Source organism: Pantoea sp. BS_8 (assembly GCF_041954965.1).
In the GTDB taxonomy this organism is placed as follows: domain Bacteria; phylum Pseudomonadota; class Gammaproteobacteria; order Enterobacterales; family Enterobacteriaceae; genus Pantoea; species Pantoea stewartii.
On the sequence record NZ_JAVAXU010000002.1, the window covers coordinates 652,371 to 667,900 of the forward strand.

Sequence of the window (15,530 nt, forward strand, 5' to 3'; positions counted from 1 at the left end):
TCGCGGGCTGAACGTGAATGCAGATGCGCCCTTTCGGAAAGTCCTGAACCGGCGGTGCAGCCTGACGGTGATCAAGCCTGAAAACTGGCGGTTCACCGTCCACAACGGATTACTCAGGCCAGAGCCAGGCGGCTCCGCGAACACCGCTCGAATCCCCGTGTACGGCTTTCAGTACCGGCGTTTCACATTCACCGCCAAATACCCATTTTTTCATCAGTGTGGGGACGGTCTGGTACAGACGATCCACGTTGCTCATGCCGCCGCCCAGAACAATCACATCCGGATCGATCAGGTTAACCACCTGGGCCAGCGATTTGGCCAGGCGCATTTCGTAGCGGCTCATAGCCAGTTCCGCCACCGGATCCTGCTGTGCCAGCAGGTGAACAATCTCGGCACCTTTGCGTGCAACGCCGCTTAAACGCTGGTAATCAGTGGCAAAGCCGGTGCCCGATACAAAGGTTTCAATACAGCCCTGTAATCCGCAATAACAGGGCACTTCAGCGCGATAGCGCAGTTCATCTTCGTCCATCCACGGCAGCGGATTGTGGCCCCATTCGCCCGCATTACCATTACCACCGATACGGGATTCGCCGTTTATCGCCACGCCCGCCCCCGAACCGGTGCCAATAATCACTCCAAAGACCAGCGGCTTACCGGCACCCGCGCCGTCAACGGCTTCGGATACGGCCAGACAGTTCGCGTCATTGGCAATGCGGACGTCACGATTCAGCGCGTGCGCCAGATCCTTGTCCAGCGGCTGTCCGTTAAGCCAGGTTGAGTTCGCGTTTTTTACCCGCTGCGTGTAGGGCGAAAGCGTGCCGGGAATACCGAGGCCTACCGTGCCCGTCTGGCCGGTCTTTTCTTCCGCCAGACGCACCAGATCGACAATAGCCTGTACCGTAGCGGCATAGTCGTTTCGGGGCGTGGAAACCCGATGGCGAAACAGCTCGCTTCCCTCGCTGGACAACGCAATCACTTCTGTTTTGGTGCCGCCCAAATCAATGCCGATGCGCACGGTTTATTCCTCATTATTCGTTAGGGGATTCTTACACTAAAAGGCGATGCCCTTAAAGGCAATGAAACCGCATCGATGTTTCGCTATCATGCGCACACTTAGTGAGATTTGTGCGCCCGATCGCGCCACGGTAAGGAATCCTGATGTTGTGGTTTAAAAATATGATGGTTTATCGTCTGAATCGTGACATTCCGTTGTCCGCAGACGACATGGAAAAACAGCTTGAGGCATTCACCTTCTCGCCTTGTGGCAGCCAGGACATGAGCAAGACCGGTTGGGTGTCACCGATGGGAAACCGCAGCGATGCGCTGACCCATGTGAATAACGGTCAGATTGTCATCTGCGCGCGCAAAGAAGAGAAAATTTTGCCTTCACCGGTGGTGAAGCAGGCGCTGGAAGCCAAAATTGACAAGCTTGAGGCAGAACAGAGCCGTAAGCTGAAAAAAACCGAAAAAGATTCGCTCAAGGATGAAGTGCTGCACAGCCTGTTGCCGCGTGCCTTCAGCCGTTTCAGCCAGACGTTTATGTGGATCGATACCGTTAATAATCTGATCATGGTGGACTGCGCCAGCGCGAAAAAAGCCGAAGATACGCTGGCCCTGCTGCGTAAAAGCCTGGGTTCACTGCCGGTCGTACCTCTGACGCTGGAAAGCCCGATTGAACTGACGCTGACCGAGTGGGTACGTTCCGGCGATCTGCCCGCAGGCTTTGCCCTGATGGATGAAGCCGAGCTGAAAGCGATTCTGGAAGACGGCGGCGTGATTCGCTGTAAAAAACAGGACCTGGTATGCGACGAAATCGCCAACCATATCGAGGCCGGCAAGCTGGTGACAAAACTGGCGCTCGACTGGCAGGAACGGATTCAGTTCGTCCTGTCGGATGATGGTTCCGTGAAGCGCCTGAAATTCAGCGATACGCTGCGTGATCAGAACGACGATATCGATCGGGAGGATTTTGCTCAGCGCTTCGATGCCGACTTTATCCTGATGACCAGCGAACTGGCCGCCCTGACCAGTAATCTGATTGAAGCGTTGGGTGGTGAGGCTCAGCGGTAAAACAGGCGGCCGCAAAAGATGCGGCCGTTTTTTTCAGTCTTTCAGATAGCGGCAAAGATAAGAGCTGGGCTCGCCTACCTGCAGATGAAACTCGCTGTGACCCGGCACGTTAAATACCGATCCCGCCTCGAACCATTTCCACTCTGTTTCCCCCGGCAGCAACACTTTCATTGATCCACTGACCACGGTCATTTCTTCCGGCTGGGCAGTGCCAAAGGTGTATTCGCCTTCTGCCATCACACCAACGCTGGCACGACCGGTGCTCGCACTGTCAAAACCGATGGATTTAACTTTTCCGTCAAAATACTCACTTACGTTGAGCATAAATCTTCCTCACAGCACATTAGGGTGACTGGCAGTGTAGAAGCGAACTTGCTGATCTGTCACGCGAAATAATGAGCGAATGTGATCGCTGGCGGTGACAAGGGACGGGGATAAGACGGGCGCGCATCGACGGCATCCTTGCCAGCGCGACGGCTTACTCTTTTTCTACATCTTCGTAACGTTGTTTCGCATCATGCGCTTCCTGCTCTGAATCGTGCTCACTGATGAGTGAGTCCGGCTTCGGATGATCGGCTCGCAGTTGCCAGGACGTGACTTTTTTACCTTCGGGGCCTTTTTCCACGGTCACAACGCGCGCTTCTCTGGGGTAAGGAGGTCTTGACGGCATCATTTGTCCCTCTTGGCTGAATGACATTCCACACGACAGGCGGTTGCCCGTCATGGAATAAGTATAGTCAAAAAGGCGTAAATCGCGGCGGGAAGGAGATAAATCTGACGGTTAGCTGGCGCGTGCCAGCGATAACGACTGCAGAATTTGCTCAACAACGCGTTCCGGCGGCTGCATCGCGTCCACTTCATGGTGAGCGGCCATACGATACAGGTGGGCACGGGCGCGCAGCACCTCTGTCATCTCTTCAGCGATGGGCCGTCCGGTCAGCGTCGGGCGCTGCGCAGCTTCAGGCTGGCTTTCCAGACGCCGGGCAAGCACCTCAGAAGGCGCACTTAACCAGATAACCTGTCCATGTTCGCGCATATAGCGGCGGTTGACCTCTGCCAGCACCATGCCACCACCGGTCGCGATGATGGTTGAGGGCGCCGTCACGGCTTTCAGCGACTCGGTCTCCCGCGCACGAAAGCTTTCCCAGCCTTCCGCCGCGACAATTTCAGCCACGGTTCGCTGGGTCGTGAATTGCAGGTGGTGATCGGTATCGCGGAAGGCATAACCCAGCGCATGAGACAGGGCTTCACCGATGGTGGTTTTTCCGCAGCCGCGCGCACCAATCAAAAAAATGGACAAGGACATCTGGGCACTTCCTCCGCCGTACAGCCCATAACAGCTGCAGGTCTGGCTTAAATAATACGCGCATCATAGCGGGAAATGATGGCGGCCTCTACCCATTGAGCGTATTTTACGCACAGTCAGACAACCCATTGCATTAAGCTTTTTATAAACAATGAATTAACCATGCACATTTTGTGCATGAACACCGTATTTTTGTCTCTGCAACATTTGCTTACCGCCACGAATTTACATTGCTGCTCATCGCCCCCATATACTGTTTACAGTCGCAACGGGAGAGTAATCATGCAACGCGAAGAACAACAACTGATTGAAAATCTGTTCAGCCGTTTGAAACAAGCGGAAAGCCAGACAGCGGCGCGCGATGCTGCTGCCGAACAACTCATCAAACAACACCTGCAGGAACAACCAGGCGCGCCCTACTACATGGCGCAGGCCATTCTGATTCAGGAAGCGGCCCTTAAAAAACTTAATGAACGTATTAAGGAACTGGAAAACCAGCTGGCGCAACAACAGGCGCAGCAGCAGCCGAAGAGCAGCGGTGGATTTTTATCCAGCCTGTTTGGCGGCGGCAGCGCCCAACCGCAGCCAGCTCAGCCGCAGTGGAACAGTGCGCCGCAACAGGCACCGCAACCGCAGCAACCTTATGCCAGCGCCCCGGCGCCACGTGGCAGCGGCTTCCTGGGCGGTGCCCTGCAAACCGCCGTTGGGGTGGCAGGCGGTGTAGTCATGGCCGATATGCTGACCAGCATGTTCCATCATTCTCAGCCGCAGGAGATCGTTAACATCATCAACGAGCAGCCGTTGCCGCAGGTGGACGACAGTCTGAATACCTTCAACGGTGGCAACGATCAGTCGTTCCTTGACCAGAACGGGGCGGATAATCAGTCTTTCCTGGATCAAAGTAACGGCTGGAGTGATTCCTACGCCGACAACGGCGACCTGAATGATTTTGGCGGCAATGACTTCGACGACGACGACAACTTCGTCTGATTTAGCGCTGGCGTTGTCGGAGCCAGCTGTCTAGTTCATTGGCAAACTGCTGGCGGTCCCGTGGGCTTAATGCGGCGGGGCCGCCTGTCTGAACACCGCTGGCGCGCATGGTGTCCATAAAATCGCGCATGGTCAGTCGTTCGCGAATGGTTGCTGGTGAATAGCGCTCCCCGCGTGGATTCAAGGCTGCCGCGCCCTTCTCAATCACTTCCGCGGCCAACGGAATATCGGCCGTAATCACCAGATCGCCGACGTTTACGCGCTTAACAATCTCATTGTCCGCCACATCAAATCCCGCAGGCACCTGCAGTGTTCGCAGCCAGGGCGAAGGTGGCACCCGCAGGGACTGGTTAGCCACAAAGGTCACCACGGTTTGCGTTCTGTCCGCTGCCCGGTACAGCACGTCCTTAATCACGTTAGGACAGGCATCAGCATCAACCCAGATAGCCATCGTTATTCCTTGTTCTGCAAAAGAGTGACGATGGTAACCTGTTTTGCTGATCGGGTTGAGTGAAAAACACAGCCCTCTTTAACGCAGAACTTGCTTTATCCGACCTGGCTGCACCGCCACTGCGCCTTAATGCGCAGCGCACCGCGCCATGTCCTGGCACGGTTAAACGCCTCCGGTCAGCGGGGGGACAGCAGGCCGTTCAGCACAGGGCTAACTTGTTATTAATCCTGTCTGCAGTAAGCTACATCGTTGATATGTGTAAACAGCAAAGGAGACGGTGATGCAGGAAAAGAAAATCGGATTTATTGGCGGAGGCAACATGGCCAAAGCCATCATTGGCGGCCTGATAAACAGCGGGCAAGTTGCACCGTCAGCGATCTGGATTTATGACCGTAAAGCCAGCACTAATCAGGAAATGGCCGAACAATACGGTATCCATGCGGCTGAGAGCGCAGAAGCGCTGGCGCAGCATGTTGATGTCCTGTTTGGTGCGGTAAAACCGAATGTCATCCTCAGAGTTCTGAATGATCTCGCCACCTGCATGAAAAAAGAGACGCTGGTTGTCTCCATTGCAGCAGGCGTTACCCTGGACAATCTGGCCTCCGTACTGGGACACGATCGAAAAATCATTCGGGCCATGCCGAATACCCCGTCTCTGGTGGGAGAAGGGATGACCTCGGTCACGCCCAATGCGCTGGTTGAACAGAGCGAACTCGATGAGGTCGTTGCAATGTTTAAAAGCTTTGGCCAGGCCGCGGTAGTGGATGAATACCTGATTCATTCCGTGGTGGGCGTGAGTGGTTCGGCACCGGCTTACGTGTTTATGTTCATTGAAGCCATGGCCGATGCTGCGGTGGCAGGTGGCATGCCGCGGGCGCAGGCCTACCAGTTTGCGGCACAGGCCGTAAAAGGTTCGGCACAGATGGTACTGGAGACCGGCAAACACCCGGGCGAGTTAAAAGATATGGTCTGCTCGCCGGGCGGCACCACGATAGAAGCGGTCAAAGTTCTGGAAGAAAAAGGTTTTCGCTCCGCCGTGATTGAGGCGATGCAGCAGTGCATGGCGAAATCAGAGAAGCTGAGCCGCAGTTAACCCGCGGCGTCTGGCAACGGCAGTGCGCGTTGCCAGACGCCTCCCCACTAGCCGGCGGAACGGTAGTCCTGATAAAGCGCCAGCGCCTGCTTCACCGTCATGGGTTGCTGCATGTTGTCAACCAGCGCGGCGGTCAGAGTGTAAAGGCCACAGGAGAAAACCGCCGCCAGTTGCCCTTCTTTGCCATAAAACGCCATGAATTCCTTTTCTTCCAGCGAGCCCACCGACTGGTAGTCATCCCAGTCCGCCGCATGGCCAAGATATTCATAGCGCGTACCGTAGTGCGCGGTCCAGAAAAACGGCACCCGATCAAAGTGACGGATATTGCCCAGCATATTGATGGCCGCTGTCTGTCCTTGTTGTTCGGCAACACGAAAGTGTTCGATTCGCAACGGCCCCTGGGGAGAAGGATACGTGGCGATATCGCCTGCCACCCAGACATTCTCGGCCACCCGGAGTTGTTCGTCCGTTTGCAGGCTGCCATCCTCCAGCAGCGGCAAATCATGAATAAAGTGTGTGGCGGGTTTAACGCCGGTCGCAAACAGCACCACATCGGCGGCAATATGCTTGCCCGTTTTTAGTCGTACCGCGTTAACATGGTCTTCGCCCAGCAGGGCATCGATCTCGCCTTCGATAAACTTTACGCCGTTCGCCTGATGGAGCTGATAAAAATAGCGACCCACGGCTTCGCCAAACTGTTTCGCAAACGGCAGCGGATGACGCGCAATGACGGTGACATCAATGTCGCGATTACGCAGTGAGGAGACCAGTTCCATGCCGATAAAGCTGTTGCCGATAATGACAATCTGTTGAGTGTCATCGACCGCCTGCAGTAAGTCTGCGGTGTGCTGTTTACTGCGCAGGATATGAACGCCAGCAAGATCGCGCCCGGCCAGCGCAGGTTTGACGGGCGCGCCACCTGTGGCAATCAGGAGCTTATCGAATTGCAGCGTCGTACCGTCAGCAAATATTATCCGGTGCTGATGGTTATCAATCCGCTCCACGCGCTTTTGCAGGCGTTCTACGTGCGCCATGATGTCCTCACCCAGCAGTGAGGGCACCTCATCGATGTCCATTTTGCCCGAGGGGACAAATTTGGTTAACGCCGTGCGATCATAGGGTGCATCAGGCTCCTGCTCAATCAGGATCAGCCGCCCTTTAAACCCCTCGTGACGTAACCGCCATAGCGCCGCACTCCCGGCTGCGCCACCACCCAGCACGACAAAGACCGGCGCAGCGGCTCCACTGCCTATCGCAGTCGCAGGCGACATGGCTTTGGGATTCACCAGAACCGCCTCGTTTTCAATGCGCACGGGATACTGTTTGAGATCGGCCAGCGCGAGCGGCTCACACATTTTGCCACTGTCCAGTTCAAAAGTGGCTTTATGCCAAGGACAGATCAGCCGGTTTTCACAAATGGCACCCTGCTCAAGGGGTGCGCCGGCATGGGGACACTTCGCCTGGTAAGCGTGTACGTTGTCGCCATCACGAATTAACAGCAGCTCTGTTTCCCCGAGCTTTTTTTTAACCGGCTGGCGGTGCGGTAAATCCTTCAGAGCGACCACAAATTGATAGTTCACGACATAGCTCCTTCTCCGACTGTCACGGCTGAACGCGCAGATCAACAGGGCTTCTGCGCAAATGCCTGTAAACAGTAAGTGTGGCAAAGGATCGGCCAGACTCCGGTTTTAACGTCAGGATTTTTTGCTAACTGTTTGTTTAAGCGGAAATTAAAAATACGTGAGGATGTGACAGCGCAGGCAGGAGAAAACTAAAGCGGCCACCGAAATGGCCGACCGAACGTTAACTTTTCTTCAGACACTGACTCATGAAGGTTTTGCGTGCTTCCCCCGTCAGCTTTTTATCACCGGCCTGCAGATTACAGGTTTTCATTTTTACCTGCTGCGGCGACATGTCGGCGACCTTACTGTCCTTTTTCAGGCAATCGCTCATAAATTTCTTTCGCACATCGCCTTTCAACGCTTGTGACGTGGCATGTTCATTACACATGGCCATTTTTTGCTGTTGTGGCGTTTTTTCAGCCGCACTGGCGCTGCCGCCCACCAGTAAGCCTGCTAACACTAGCGTCATTAAACCGCGTTTCATTGTATTCACTCCCTCTTGATGAAAACAGATTAATTCTGGCACGTTACACGCTATACGGAATACGTTTATCAGGGAATAAGGCAGAGATCGCAAATCTGAATTGTCGGTGGCACTTTTCAGATACGCGGACGATTAAGTAAGCGCGTGACATAACGTTTTAGCAGGACCGTATTTTTATCATTATGATCTACATCGGCATTCATCATGGCGGTTTCAATACTGCTGACGATAGCGTGATGCTGCTCGGGTGGAAGCAAACGCAGCATCGCGGTAACCACGATTTCCAGCGCTTCGATCTGTGCAACCTGCTCTTTTGACGCCTCTTCTTTTTCTGCCAGGGTGATTAGCAACTCAGCAATCAGGTTTTTCATGCCGGGGCCCCTTCGTGTAAGACAAATAAAAATTAGCATTCGTCAGATTAAAAAACAAAGTGATTTTTCAGCCCGCTTTGCGCCCGACTCAGGCCATTTTGTCGCTACGGTTTTATTGCATTTATTTTGCCGGAAAACGAAACGTTGTTATCGCAATGAAATAACACGCTGACTCACTCAGTCGAAATAAAATAAAGATTCCCGGCTGGCTTTTTTTAGCAGAGATTCTTTTCTTACAAGCGATAACGGCCGTTTTCATTCCCGTTAACGTGAGAATAATCTCCCCGCGATGGCGGGCAGTTGGCCCCCCTGTTCCTTAACCTTCCACCTGGACAACCGGATCCGCACGGCCCGGTAATGACGAGCTACTCAGCCCTTTGGTTGCGCCAAAAACGCACCTGGTTCAGTGCAACAGCTTGTCTTTCATCAAAATAATCTGAAAAAACGCCTTATTGCATATTGGCACTATTCGATTTTCACTCATCACATCTGAAAAATATTTCAGGCTGTTACTGACAATCCTCTCTGGCCCACCTATGTTTAAAAAACCGCCAGGTACGGGCGGGACGTTGGCTGTTCTGACCAACGAAACGCTCCCGATAAAACCCTTGCCGTTCTTTCCGGGAGCCCATCATTCAGTAGCTTCTGCCTGCTGCGCCGTTGCGCACCGGGCAAAGGGTCTGTTTGCGGAGACGGGGAATGAGCGTCCAATCTAATAGTGCCAGTCGTGCTATCACTGATTACTTCAACAGCCCGGACTGGAACGTGCTGCCGGAGTCCGATCTGCTGGCCGTTATCCTGCGTGAACTGATGGAAGCAGGCCAGCCGACAACGAATAAGGCAATAATCGCACGCGTCATTAATAAACTGGAGTTTGAAGGGGATGAGCAGCGCCTGCAGCGTTACCGGGGTTTACTGGCCCAGTTGATGGAAGCGCGGCCACGTGAGTAGGCCGCCTTTATGCTATTTCACCCAACGGAGCTGACGGGCTTCACTTACACTGGCACGGCCGCTGCTGCGTTGAAACAGGCAGAGTTCACGCCCACGCCGGTTTTTCATTTGCTTCTGTGGGTAATGCCCCTCAAGTAACAAGGCGCTGTAACCCACGCTGTCATCATAGTCGATGGGCTGGCCCACGATTTTTACCTTACTTAGCGTACTGGCATTAATACAGGCCTGCCGCATGACCTGCTGGTTTTCCTGCCATGCCGTCGGGCTGGAAGCCAGTGCGACCGGACTGATCAGCAACAGTAATGACAGTGAGAGGCGTGGACGAGAGTACATGCGTTGCTCCTTCCAGACTGAGCCAGAAAAAAATTCCCGCCAGAGCGGGAATAAACAAGACGAGCATTGCAAATTGATGTGACGAGGGAATCCCGATCCTGCTGGCTCAGTGCGACCAGACGACCACAGGCTGAAGACAGCAGAATACCGACCTTATCTTCCCCTGTCCCCATGACACCTCAATGACAATGCGCGGTTTATTTAACGCTTAACCACAATAGACCTGGGTGATAGTACCGCTTTTGTCTGCCAGAAAGTTCAGGCGGGCGAAATTAAAATCCATCGTGACGGCAGAATTCCACGGAATAGCGCGCACCTTCTGACTGAAACGCTGTTGCTCAAGGGCGGACAGAGGTTTGCCGACAAAGTTTTGGTAACGGGAGGCACCACAGCTGTCCGCTTCCTTGCCGGGCGGGACGGCTGCCGTATCAGGCTGCGTGGTGGACTGACAGGCCGTCAGCAGTAAGAAGCCGGTTGCCACCAGCACTTTTCCGTAATGATTCACGTATGTTCTCCTGTAATCGTGTTAAACCCTGACCTGAAGCGTAACAAGCCCCACCACCGGGTTGAATCGTTAAAATCAAGCGATTCACACATTATTAAGCATTAAATGCTGCCTTATTGCCAGATAACCAGTGTAAAGGCACTTACCGTTCAGAATTTCAAATACAAGACGCTAACCTTACTAAGAATTATCTTAGGAGGCTACTATGGAACTTGTGATTTTTATCTGCTTTGCCGTTGTGATGACACTGATTGCGGTTCGGGTGCGATAAGCGGCCCGTTCGCGGGTGCGGTTTCACGCCTGACAGGCTGGGCGACCTGGCAGGCGACAAAGTGTAACGCAGGCAAGGCACTGATTTTTAACTGATTAATCCAGACTCATTTACGTAGCGTAATAAACAGCTAACATTGTGTGATCGGCTCTCTCGACAGCGATTTGAGGCATTGCTACTATGCGCTTATCTTCGCTGGCTGGGTCGCCTATGAACACCAATTCCGACAGAGTGACGTTGACACTGTTTTATGTCGGCAGCTTTGTTGTTTATTACCTCGTTACCATGTTGATTACCCTGTTTCCTAATTACGGTATTCTGCGTAATGACGGTTTACTGGTGCCTGTGCTTTGCCTGTTTGAATTTGCCGTTATCTATCCGCTGTATCGCTTTTATTGCCAGCGTCGTACCGATATTCCTCTGGGCTTTTTGCGTTCCGGTCAGACTTTACTGTTTATTGGCGCGCTGTTTATTTTAATGGTGGCACAAACGCAGTATTTGCAGCCGGAAGGCTGGCTGGTCGCACAAACTCAGCAGGGGCCCAGTTCGATGCTTATCCTGCTGTTGACCGCCGTCTTACTGGCTCCTGTGTTTGAGGAAGTGTTGTTTCGCGGCTTTTTATTACAGGGATTTCTGTTGTGGGCACCTAACAGCCGTTTTGCCTGTGTATTACTGACCTCGTTACTGTTCGCGCTCATGCATACGCAATATGTCCACTGGGAAACGGTGGTGGCGCTGACGCTGTTTTCTATGCTGCTTTGCTACGCCCGGCTGCGCAGCAATACGCTGGCCCTGCCGGTCTTTCTGCATACGCTGAATAATCTGATTGCGATTCTGCCTGCCTGGTATTTCGCCTGATCCCGCTGACCTTTTGTTACCGGGTCATCACTAACCTGCGTAAAATCAGCGTGTATCTTTTACTAACAGGGAAGGATGGTCAGAAAGCCCATGATTACCATGCTGGATGTGGCCCGCAAGGCCGGCGTCTCTAAAGCCACCGTCTCGCGCGTGCTGGCGGGAAATCGCTACGTCAGTAAGAGTACGCAACAGAAGGTCTTTCAGGCTGTGGCGGAAACCGGTTATCGCCCTAACCTGCTGGCGCGTAGCCTGGCGACGCAGAAATCCCAGAATATCGGGCTTATCGTTACCCATTCTTTATTCAATGGGCCTTACTTCAGCGAATTGCTGTTTCAGGCTGCTACGTTGACGAATAACTATGGCCGGCAGCTTATTCTGGCGGATGGTAAAACCAGCGCTGACGATGAACGTGCCGCCATTGAGTTTCTGCTCGACCTGCGCTGTGACGCCATCATTATCTATCCCCGTTTTCTGGATACCGCGGCGCTGGATGCCATTATTGAGCAGCACGCCATTCCCGTTATGGTGGTGAATCGTCAGCTGCAGCGTCATCCGGCACACTGCGTCTGGGCCACCCATCAGCAGAATACCTTTCAGGCCACCCGCTATTTGATTACGCGCGGCCATTACGACATCGCTTTCATTACGGGTCTGGCAGGCTCGCCGACCGCTGCGGCCCGCCTGGCCGGTTATCAGCAGGCGCTTGACGAGCATGGCTTAGCGGACCGTGCGCTGATCGTGCAGGGTGCATGGACGCCCGCCAGCGGCATGGCGGCGGCAAAAACGCTGCTTGAATCGGACATGCCATTTAGTGCACTGATGGCCAGTAATGACGATATGGCTATTGGGGCCGCGCTGGCGCTAAACGCTGCGGGCAAAAGGCTGCCGGAGGATGTCTCCCTGCTGGGCTTTGATGATATTCGTATGGCGGAATTTTTTCTGCCGCCGCTCACCACGGTACATGTGCCGGTCGCAGAGATGATTCAGCACACGCTGGCGCAGCTGGTGGCGATGCTGGAAGGGGAAGCGGTCACGGCCTTGCCGCCGTTTAGCGGTCACCTGATCGAACGGGCCTCGGTCACTGACGGGCCTTATAAACAGTAAGGCGCGGCATCCCTGCCGCGCACCATCAGTAGTCGACTGAATCGTTCAGCGTTGCCCCATTACTGCGAATCAGTTTCTGGTACCAGAAAAAACTCTTCTTACGGTAACGTGCCAGATCCTTTAAATCTTTTTCATCGCGGTTGACGTAAATAAAGCCGTAACGCTTGTTGATGCCCTGATGCGTACTTACCAGATCTATTGCCGACCAGGGACAATAGCCAAACAGTTTCACACCATCGGCAAGTGCCAGCTGCAGTTGCGCAATGTGTTCACGCAGATACGCAATACGGTAATCATCATGTACCTTATTATCGGCCTCCAGCCGATCAAAGGCACCCAACCCGTTTTCGGTCACGATAAGCGGCAAAGCATAGCGGGCATAAATCTGGCGCGCCGTAATGCGAAAACCCACCGGATCGATATACCAGCCGAACTGATTTTGCCGCAGATGCGGATTATCACATCCCACATAAACCGACCGATCAATGCCCGCCATTTGCTGATCGGGCCGAGGTTTATTTTCGCTTTGCTCACCCTCGCCTTCGGCCCCCACCGTCGCGGACGCATAATAATTAAAGGCGATAAAATCCGGCTTGCCTGCGGCGATGATGGCCATGTCATCGTCTTCGAGCGTCGGTAACCAGCCGCGCTGTTTCAGGAAAGCCCAGACCACGGCGTTATAGCGACCATGGACCGCCAGATCCAGATAGAGCCAGTTGCGAATTGCAGAGAAATTGTCGGCTGCCAGCACATCTTCCGGCCGCGCACTGGCGGCATAGACGCAGGAGATATTGGGTGCCGGGCCAATTTTGGCATCCGGCAACCGTTCATGGCAGGCGATCATCGCTTTTGCCTGTGCCAGCATCATATGGTGATTCTGCTGATACAGCGTTTTCTGCGGATCGGCGGTGCCGGGTGGCAACGTACCAATCACATCGCCCTTGAGGATCATCATGTTCTGTTCGTTGATGGTCAGCCAGTACTTAACCTGACGACCATAGTGCTCAAAGCAGGTGATGGCAAAACGCTCAAAGGCCGCCACTGTACGCCGTGAAGACCAGCCGCCCGCCTGCTGCAACGCCCAGGGCAAATCAAAATGATAAAGGGTGACCAGCGGCGTAATGCCGTACCGACAGAGTTCATCGATCACCTGCTGATAAAAAGCCACGCCCGCCGGGTTCAACGCACCATCGCCCTCGGGATAAAGACGGCTCCAGGCAATGGAAAAGCGGTAGGTTTTTAATCCCATCTCCGCCAGCAGCGCGATGTCCTCTCTGAAACGATGATAGTGATCGCTGCAAACGGTAAAATCGGTAAGATCCTGATGGAAGGTTGCCTGGTCAATGACGGAAGGCCCTTTGCCCTCTTCATTCCAGGCCCCTTCAACCTGATAAGCTGAGGTGGACGCGCCCCAGAGAAAGTCCCTGGGAAACGCGGGCAATGTCGAATGTTGCATATAACCTCCTGTTTAACGTGCGGCTAACTCCCGGCGCAGTTGAATGATCTCCTCAGCCAGTTCGCGACAGAGCATTGCGTTCATCAGGTGGTCCTGAGCATGGACCATAATCAGACTGACCGGAATCTTTCCGCTGCCCTCATCAGCGCCAATGAGTTGCGTCTGCGTTTGATGGGCTGCTTTGGCCGCCGCGGTTGCGGCACTGAGCATACTGTCCGCCTGCGCCCAGTTTTGCTGCCGCGCCGCCCGCAACGCCTCCATTGAACAGGAGCGAGCTTCGCCTGCCTGGATAATCAGTTCGATTACCGTGCTTTCATCAATTTCCATAGGTTACTCCTTAACCGGTTGCGCTGCGGCAGAGGGTTGCTCTTGCTGCAGCAGTTGACGCTCGTACATTTTGAAAAACGGGTAGTAGATCAGCGTGGCAATAGTGACCAGCACGGCAATCAACACAATAACGCGCCAGTCCCAGCCGGTTGACCAGGCGGCCCCAATGGGGGCGGGCGTCGTCCACGGAGCCAGTGAGATCACGTGATTAATCAGGTTCGTTTTGGTGGCGATCCAGGCAATGACGGCGTTGACTAACGGGGCAAGAATAAAAGGGATAAACAGAATGGGGTTCATCACGACCGGTGAACCAAAAATGACCGGTTCGTTGATGTTGAACATGCTGGGCACCACACTCAGTTTTCCAATCGATCGCAGATGTGCTGACTGACTGCGTAAGTAAAGCAACACCAACCCCATCGTCGAACCGGAGCCACCGATAACAATAAAAAACTGCCAGAAGGGTTCAATAAACACGTGGCTGACGGGTTCTCCCGCGTTCAGCGCCTGCTGATTCAGACCGAGATTGGTCAGCCAGAAAGCCTGCAATATGCCCCCGACAATCACCGCCCCATGAATGCCTGCAAACCATAGCAGATGGCACAGCAGTACCGCCACCAGCACGGCAGGCAGCGAATCAGAGGCAGAGATGATCGGCGAGAAAATGGCCATGATGGCCTGAGGCAGCAACATGCCGAACTGCGCCTGTACCCACAGGCTCAGGGGAAACAACGTAATAAAAATCGTGATAATCGGGATGAGCAGATCGAACGACTGACGGATCTTCGGCGGCACCTGCTCGGGCAGTTTGAAACCGATGTTGTATTTCTGCAGAACGTGCATCAGCTCCGTCGCAAAGAGCGCGACCAGAATGGCGGTAAAAATGCCCTCCCCGCCCAGCGAACCAACCGGCAACGTTTTGCCGTTCTGCGGTGCCGCCACCACCAGAAACGCCATCAGCGACAGACTGGCCGCCATAAAGCCATTCATCTTATAACTGTTTGCGAGGTTATAGGCGATGGCACTGGCGATATAGAGCGCCATAATGCCCATCGTCATGTTGTACGGCATCATGATTTGTTCTTCATGCGCCTTTACCATGCCCAGCCACCACTGTGCGAACGCCCAACTGCTGTCTGCCGAAAAAGGCGGATGAGCAAACAACAGCATAAACGAGCCCACGATCAGAAACGGCATGGAGGCAATAAATCCGTCCCGGATAGCGATGACATGACGCTGGCTGGAAAGACGGCCCGCCAGTGGGCTAATACGGTTTTCGATGACGCCGAATAGAGATTCACTGAAGTGGCTCATTGCCTGACTCCTTGCTGAGGCAAA

Annotated in this window: 19 protein-coding genes; 6 read left to right on the plus strand and 13 right to left on the minus strand. The window is 53.9% G+C overall.

The window, feature by feature from the left end; genetic code table 11:
- Nucleotides 1-109 precede the first annotated feature (109 nt).
- Nucleotides 110-1,015, minus strand: a complete 906-nt coding sequence (mak, locus tag RAC65_RS08545; RefSeq protein WP_033738617.1) for a fructokinase — start codon at nucleotides 1,013-1,015, stop codon at nucleotides 110-112.
- A gap of 143 nt (nucleotides 1,016-1,158) precedes the next feature.
- Here mak and rdgC point away from each other — a divergent pair, with 143 nt between their 5' ends.
- Nucleotides 1,159-2,070 carry a recombination-associated protein RdgC gene (gene rdgC, locus RAC65_RS08550; RefSeq protein ID WP_033738615.1) on the plus strand — a complete coding sequence of 304 codons (912 nt, stop codon included), beginning with the start codon at nucleotides 1,159-1,161 and terminating at the stop codon, nucleotides 2,068-2,070.
- 33 nt (nucleotides 2,071-2,103) lie between these two features.
- Here rdgC and ppnP read toward each other — a convergent pair whose 3' ends face one another.
- The 3 genes from ppnP to aroL form a co-directional block, all read right to left on the minus strand.
- A complete protein-coding gene (ppnP, locus tag RAC65_RS08555; protein ID WP_006117582.1) occupies nucleotides 2,104-2,394 on the minus strand; it encodes a pyrimidine/purine nucleoside phosphorylase in 291 nt (96 codons plus the stop codon).
- Between the two features lie 154 nt (nucleotides 2,395-2,548).
- Nucleotides 2,549-2,740, minus strand: a complete 192-nt coding sequence (locus tag RAC65_RS08560; protein ID WP_006117583.1) for a YaiA family protein — start codon at nucleotides 2,738-2,740, stop codon at nucleotides 2,549-2,551.
- A gap of 111 nt (nucleotides 2,741-2,851) precedes the next feature.
- Nucleotides 2,852-3,376 (minus strand): shikimate kinase AroL, encoded by a 525-nt coding sequence (aroL, locus tag RAC65_RS08565; RefSeq protein WP_006117584.1) that lies wholly within the window; start codon nucleotides 3,374-3,376, stop codon nucleotides 2,852-2,854.
- 282 nt (nucleotides 3,377-3,658) lie between these two features.
- Between aroL and RAC65_RS08570 the strand changes: the two genes are divergently transcribed.
- Nucleotides 3,659-4,366: a DUF2076 domain-containing protein gene (locus RAC65_RS08570; RefSeq protein WP_006117585.1), complete on the plus strand. Its 708-nt coding sequence runs from the start codon at nucleotides 3,659-3,661 to the stop codon at nucleotides 4,364-4,366.
- A 1-nt stretch (nucleotide 4,367) separates the two neighbouring features.
- Here the strand turns inward: RAC65_RS08570 and RAC65_RS08575 are convergent, their stop codons facing one another.
- Complete coding sequence (locus tag RAC65_RS08575; protein ID WP_006117586.1) at nucleotides 4,368-4,817, minus strand: YaiI/YqxD family protein; 450 nt, start codon at nucleotides 4,815-4,817, stop codon at nucleotides 4,368-4,370.
- A 280-nt stretch (nucleotides 4,818-5,097) separates the two neighbouring features.
- On the opposite strand from RAC65_RS08575, the gene proC reads away from it, so the two are divergent.
- Entirely contained in the window at nucleotides 5,098-5,910 is an 813-nt protein-coding gene (gene proC, locus RAC65_RS08580) for a pyrroline-5-carboxylate reductase (protein WP_033738612.1), read from the plus strand.
- A gap of 47 nt (nucleotides 5,911-5,957) precedes the next feature.
- Here the strand turns inward: proC and RAC65_RS08585 are convergent, their stop codons facing one another.
- The 3 genes from RAC65_RS08585 to iraP all read right to left on the minus strand — a co-directional run bounded on the left by RAC65_RS08585 (nucleotide 5,958) and on the right by iraP (nucleotide 8,387).
- Entirely contained in the window at nucleotides 5,958-7,490 is a 1,533-nt protein-coding gene (locus tag RAC65_RS08585; protein ID WP_375096582.1) for an FAD-dependent oxidoreductase, read from the minus strand.
- A gap of 223 nt (nucleotides 7,491-7,713) precedes the next feature.
- Nucleotides 7,714-8,016 (minus strand): PsiF family protein, encoded by a 303-nt coding sequence (locus RAC65_RS08590; RefSeq protein ID WP_006117589.1) that lies wholly within the window; start codon nucleotides 8,014-8,016, stop codon nucleotides 7,714-7,716.
- 116 nt (nucleotides 8,017-8,132) lie between these two features.
- Complete coding sequence (iraP, locus tag RAC65_RS08595; RefSeq protein ID WP_006117590.1) at nucleotides 8,133-8,387, minus strand: anti-adapter protein IraP; 255 nt, start codon at nucleotides 8,385-8,387, stop codon at nucleotides 8,133-8,135.
- Between the two features lie 699 nt (nucleotides 8,388-9,086).
- Here iraP and RAC65_RS08600 point away from each other — a divergent pair.
- Nucleotides 9,087-9,338 (plus strand): biofilm development regulator YmgB/AriR family protein, encoded by a 252-nt coding sequence (locus RAC65_RS08600; RefSeq protein ID WP_006118140.1) that lies wholly within the window; start codon nucleotides 9,087-9,089, stop codon nucleotides 9,336-9,338.
- Nucleotides 9,339-9,350: 12 nt separating this feature from the next.
- Here the strand turns inward: RAC65_RS08600 and RAC65_RS08605 are convergent, their stop codons facing one another.
- Complete coding sequence (locus RAC65_RS08605; RefSeq protein ID WP_006118139.1) at nucleotides 9,351-9,671, minus strand: hypothetical protein; 321 nt, start codon at nucleotides 9,669-9,671, stop codon at nucleotides 9,351-9,353.
- A 208-nt stretch (nucleotides 9,672-9,879) separates the two neighbouring features.
- Nucleotides 9,880-10,176, minus strand: coding sequence for an I78 family peptidase inhibitor (locus RAC65_RS08610; protein WP_006118138.1), 297 nt, complete (start codon nucleotides 10,174-10,176; stop codon nucleotides 9,880-9,882).
- A 481-nt stretch (nucleotides 10,177-10,657) separates the two neighbouring features.
- On the opposite strand from RAC65_RS08610, the gene RAC65_RS08615 reads away from it, so the two are divergent.
- Together RAC65_RS08615 and RAC65_RS08620 are read left to right on the plus strand one after the other, a co-directional pair.
- A complete protein-coding gene (locus RAC65_RS08615) occupies nucleotides 10,658-11,305 on the plus strand; it encodes a CPBP family intramembrane glutamic endopeptidase (protein WP_033738779.1) in 648 nt (215 codons plus the stop codon).
- A gap of 90 nt (nucleotides 11,306-11,395) precedes the next feature.
- Nucleotides 11,396-12,409, plus strand: a complete 1,014-nt coding sequence (locus RAC65_RS08620) for a LacI family DNA-binding transcriptional regulator (RefSeq protein WP_033738604.1) — start codon at nucleotides 11,396-11,398, stop codon at nucleotides 12,407-12,409.
- A 25-nt stretch (nucleotides 12,410-12,434) separates the two neighbouring features.
- Here RAC65_RS08620 and RAC65_RS08625 read toward each other — a convergent pair whose 3' ends face one another.
- The 3 genes from RAC65_RS08625 to RAC65_RS08635 are packed head-to-tail and all read right to left on the minus strand — an operon-like array spanning nucleotide 12,435 to nucleotide 15,506.
- Nucleotides 12,435-13,865, minus strand: coding sequence for a glycoside hydrolase family 1 protein (locus RAC65_RS08625; protein WP_375096583.1), 1,431 nt, complete (start codon nucleotides 13,863-13,865; stop codon nucleotides 12,435-12,437).
- A 12-nt stretch (nucleotides 13,866-13,877) separates the two neighbouring features.
- A complete protein-coding gene (locus RAC65_RS08630) occupies nucleotides 13,878-14,192 on the minus strand; it encodes a PTS lactose/cellobiose transporter subunit IIA (RefSeq protein ID WP_006118134.1) in 315 nt (104 codons plus the stop codon).
- A 3-nt stretch (nucleotides 14,193-14,195) separates the two neighbouring features.
- Nucleotides 14,196-15,506, minus strand: coding sequence for a PTS sugar transporter subunit IIC (locus RAC65_RS08635; protein ID WP_375096584.1), 1,311 nt, complete (start codon nucleotides 15,504-15,506; stop codon nucleotides 14,196-14,198).
- Nucleotides 15,507-15,530: the final 24 nt, after the last annotated feature.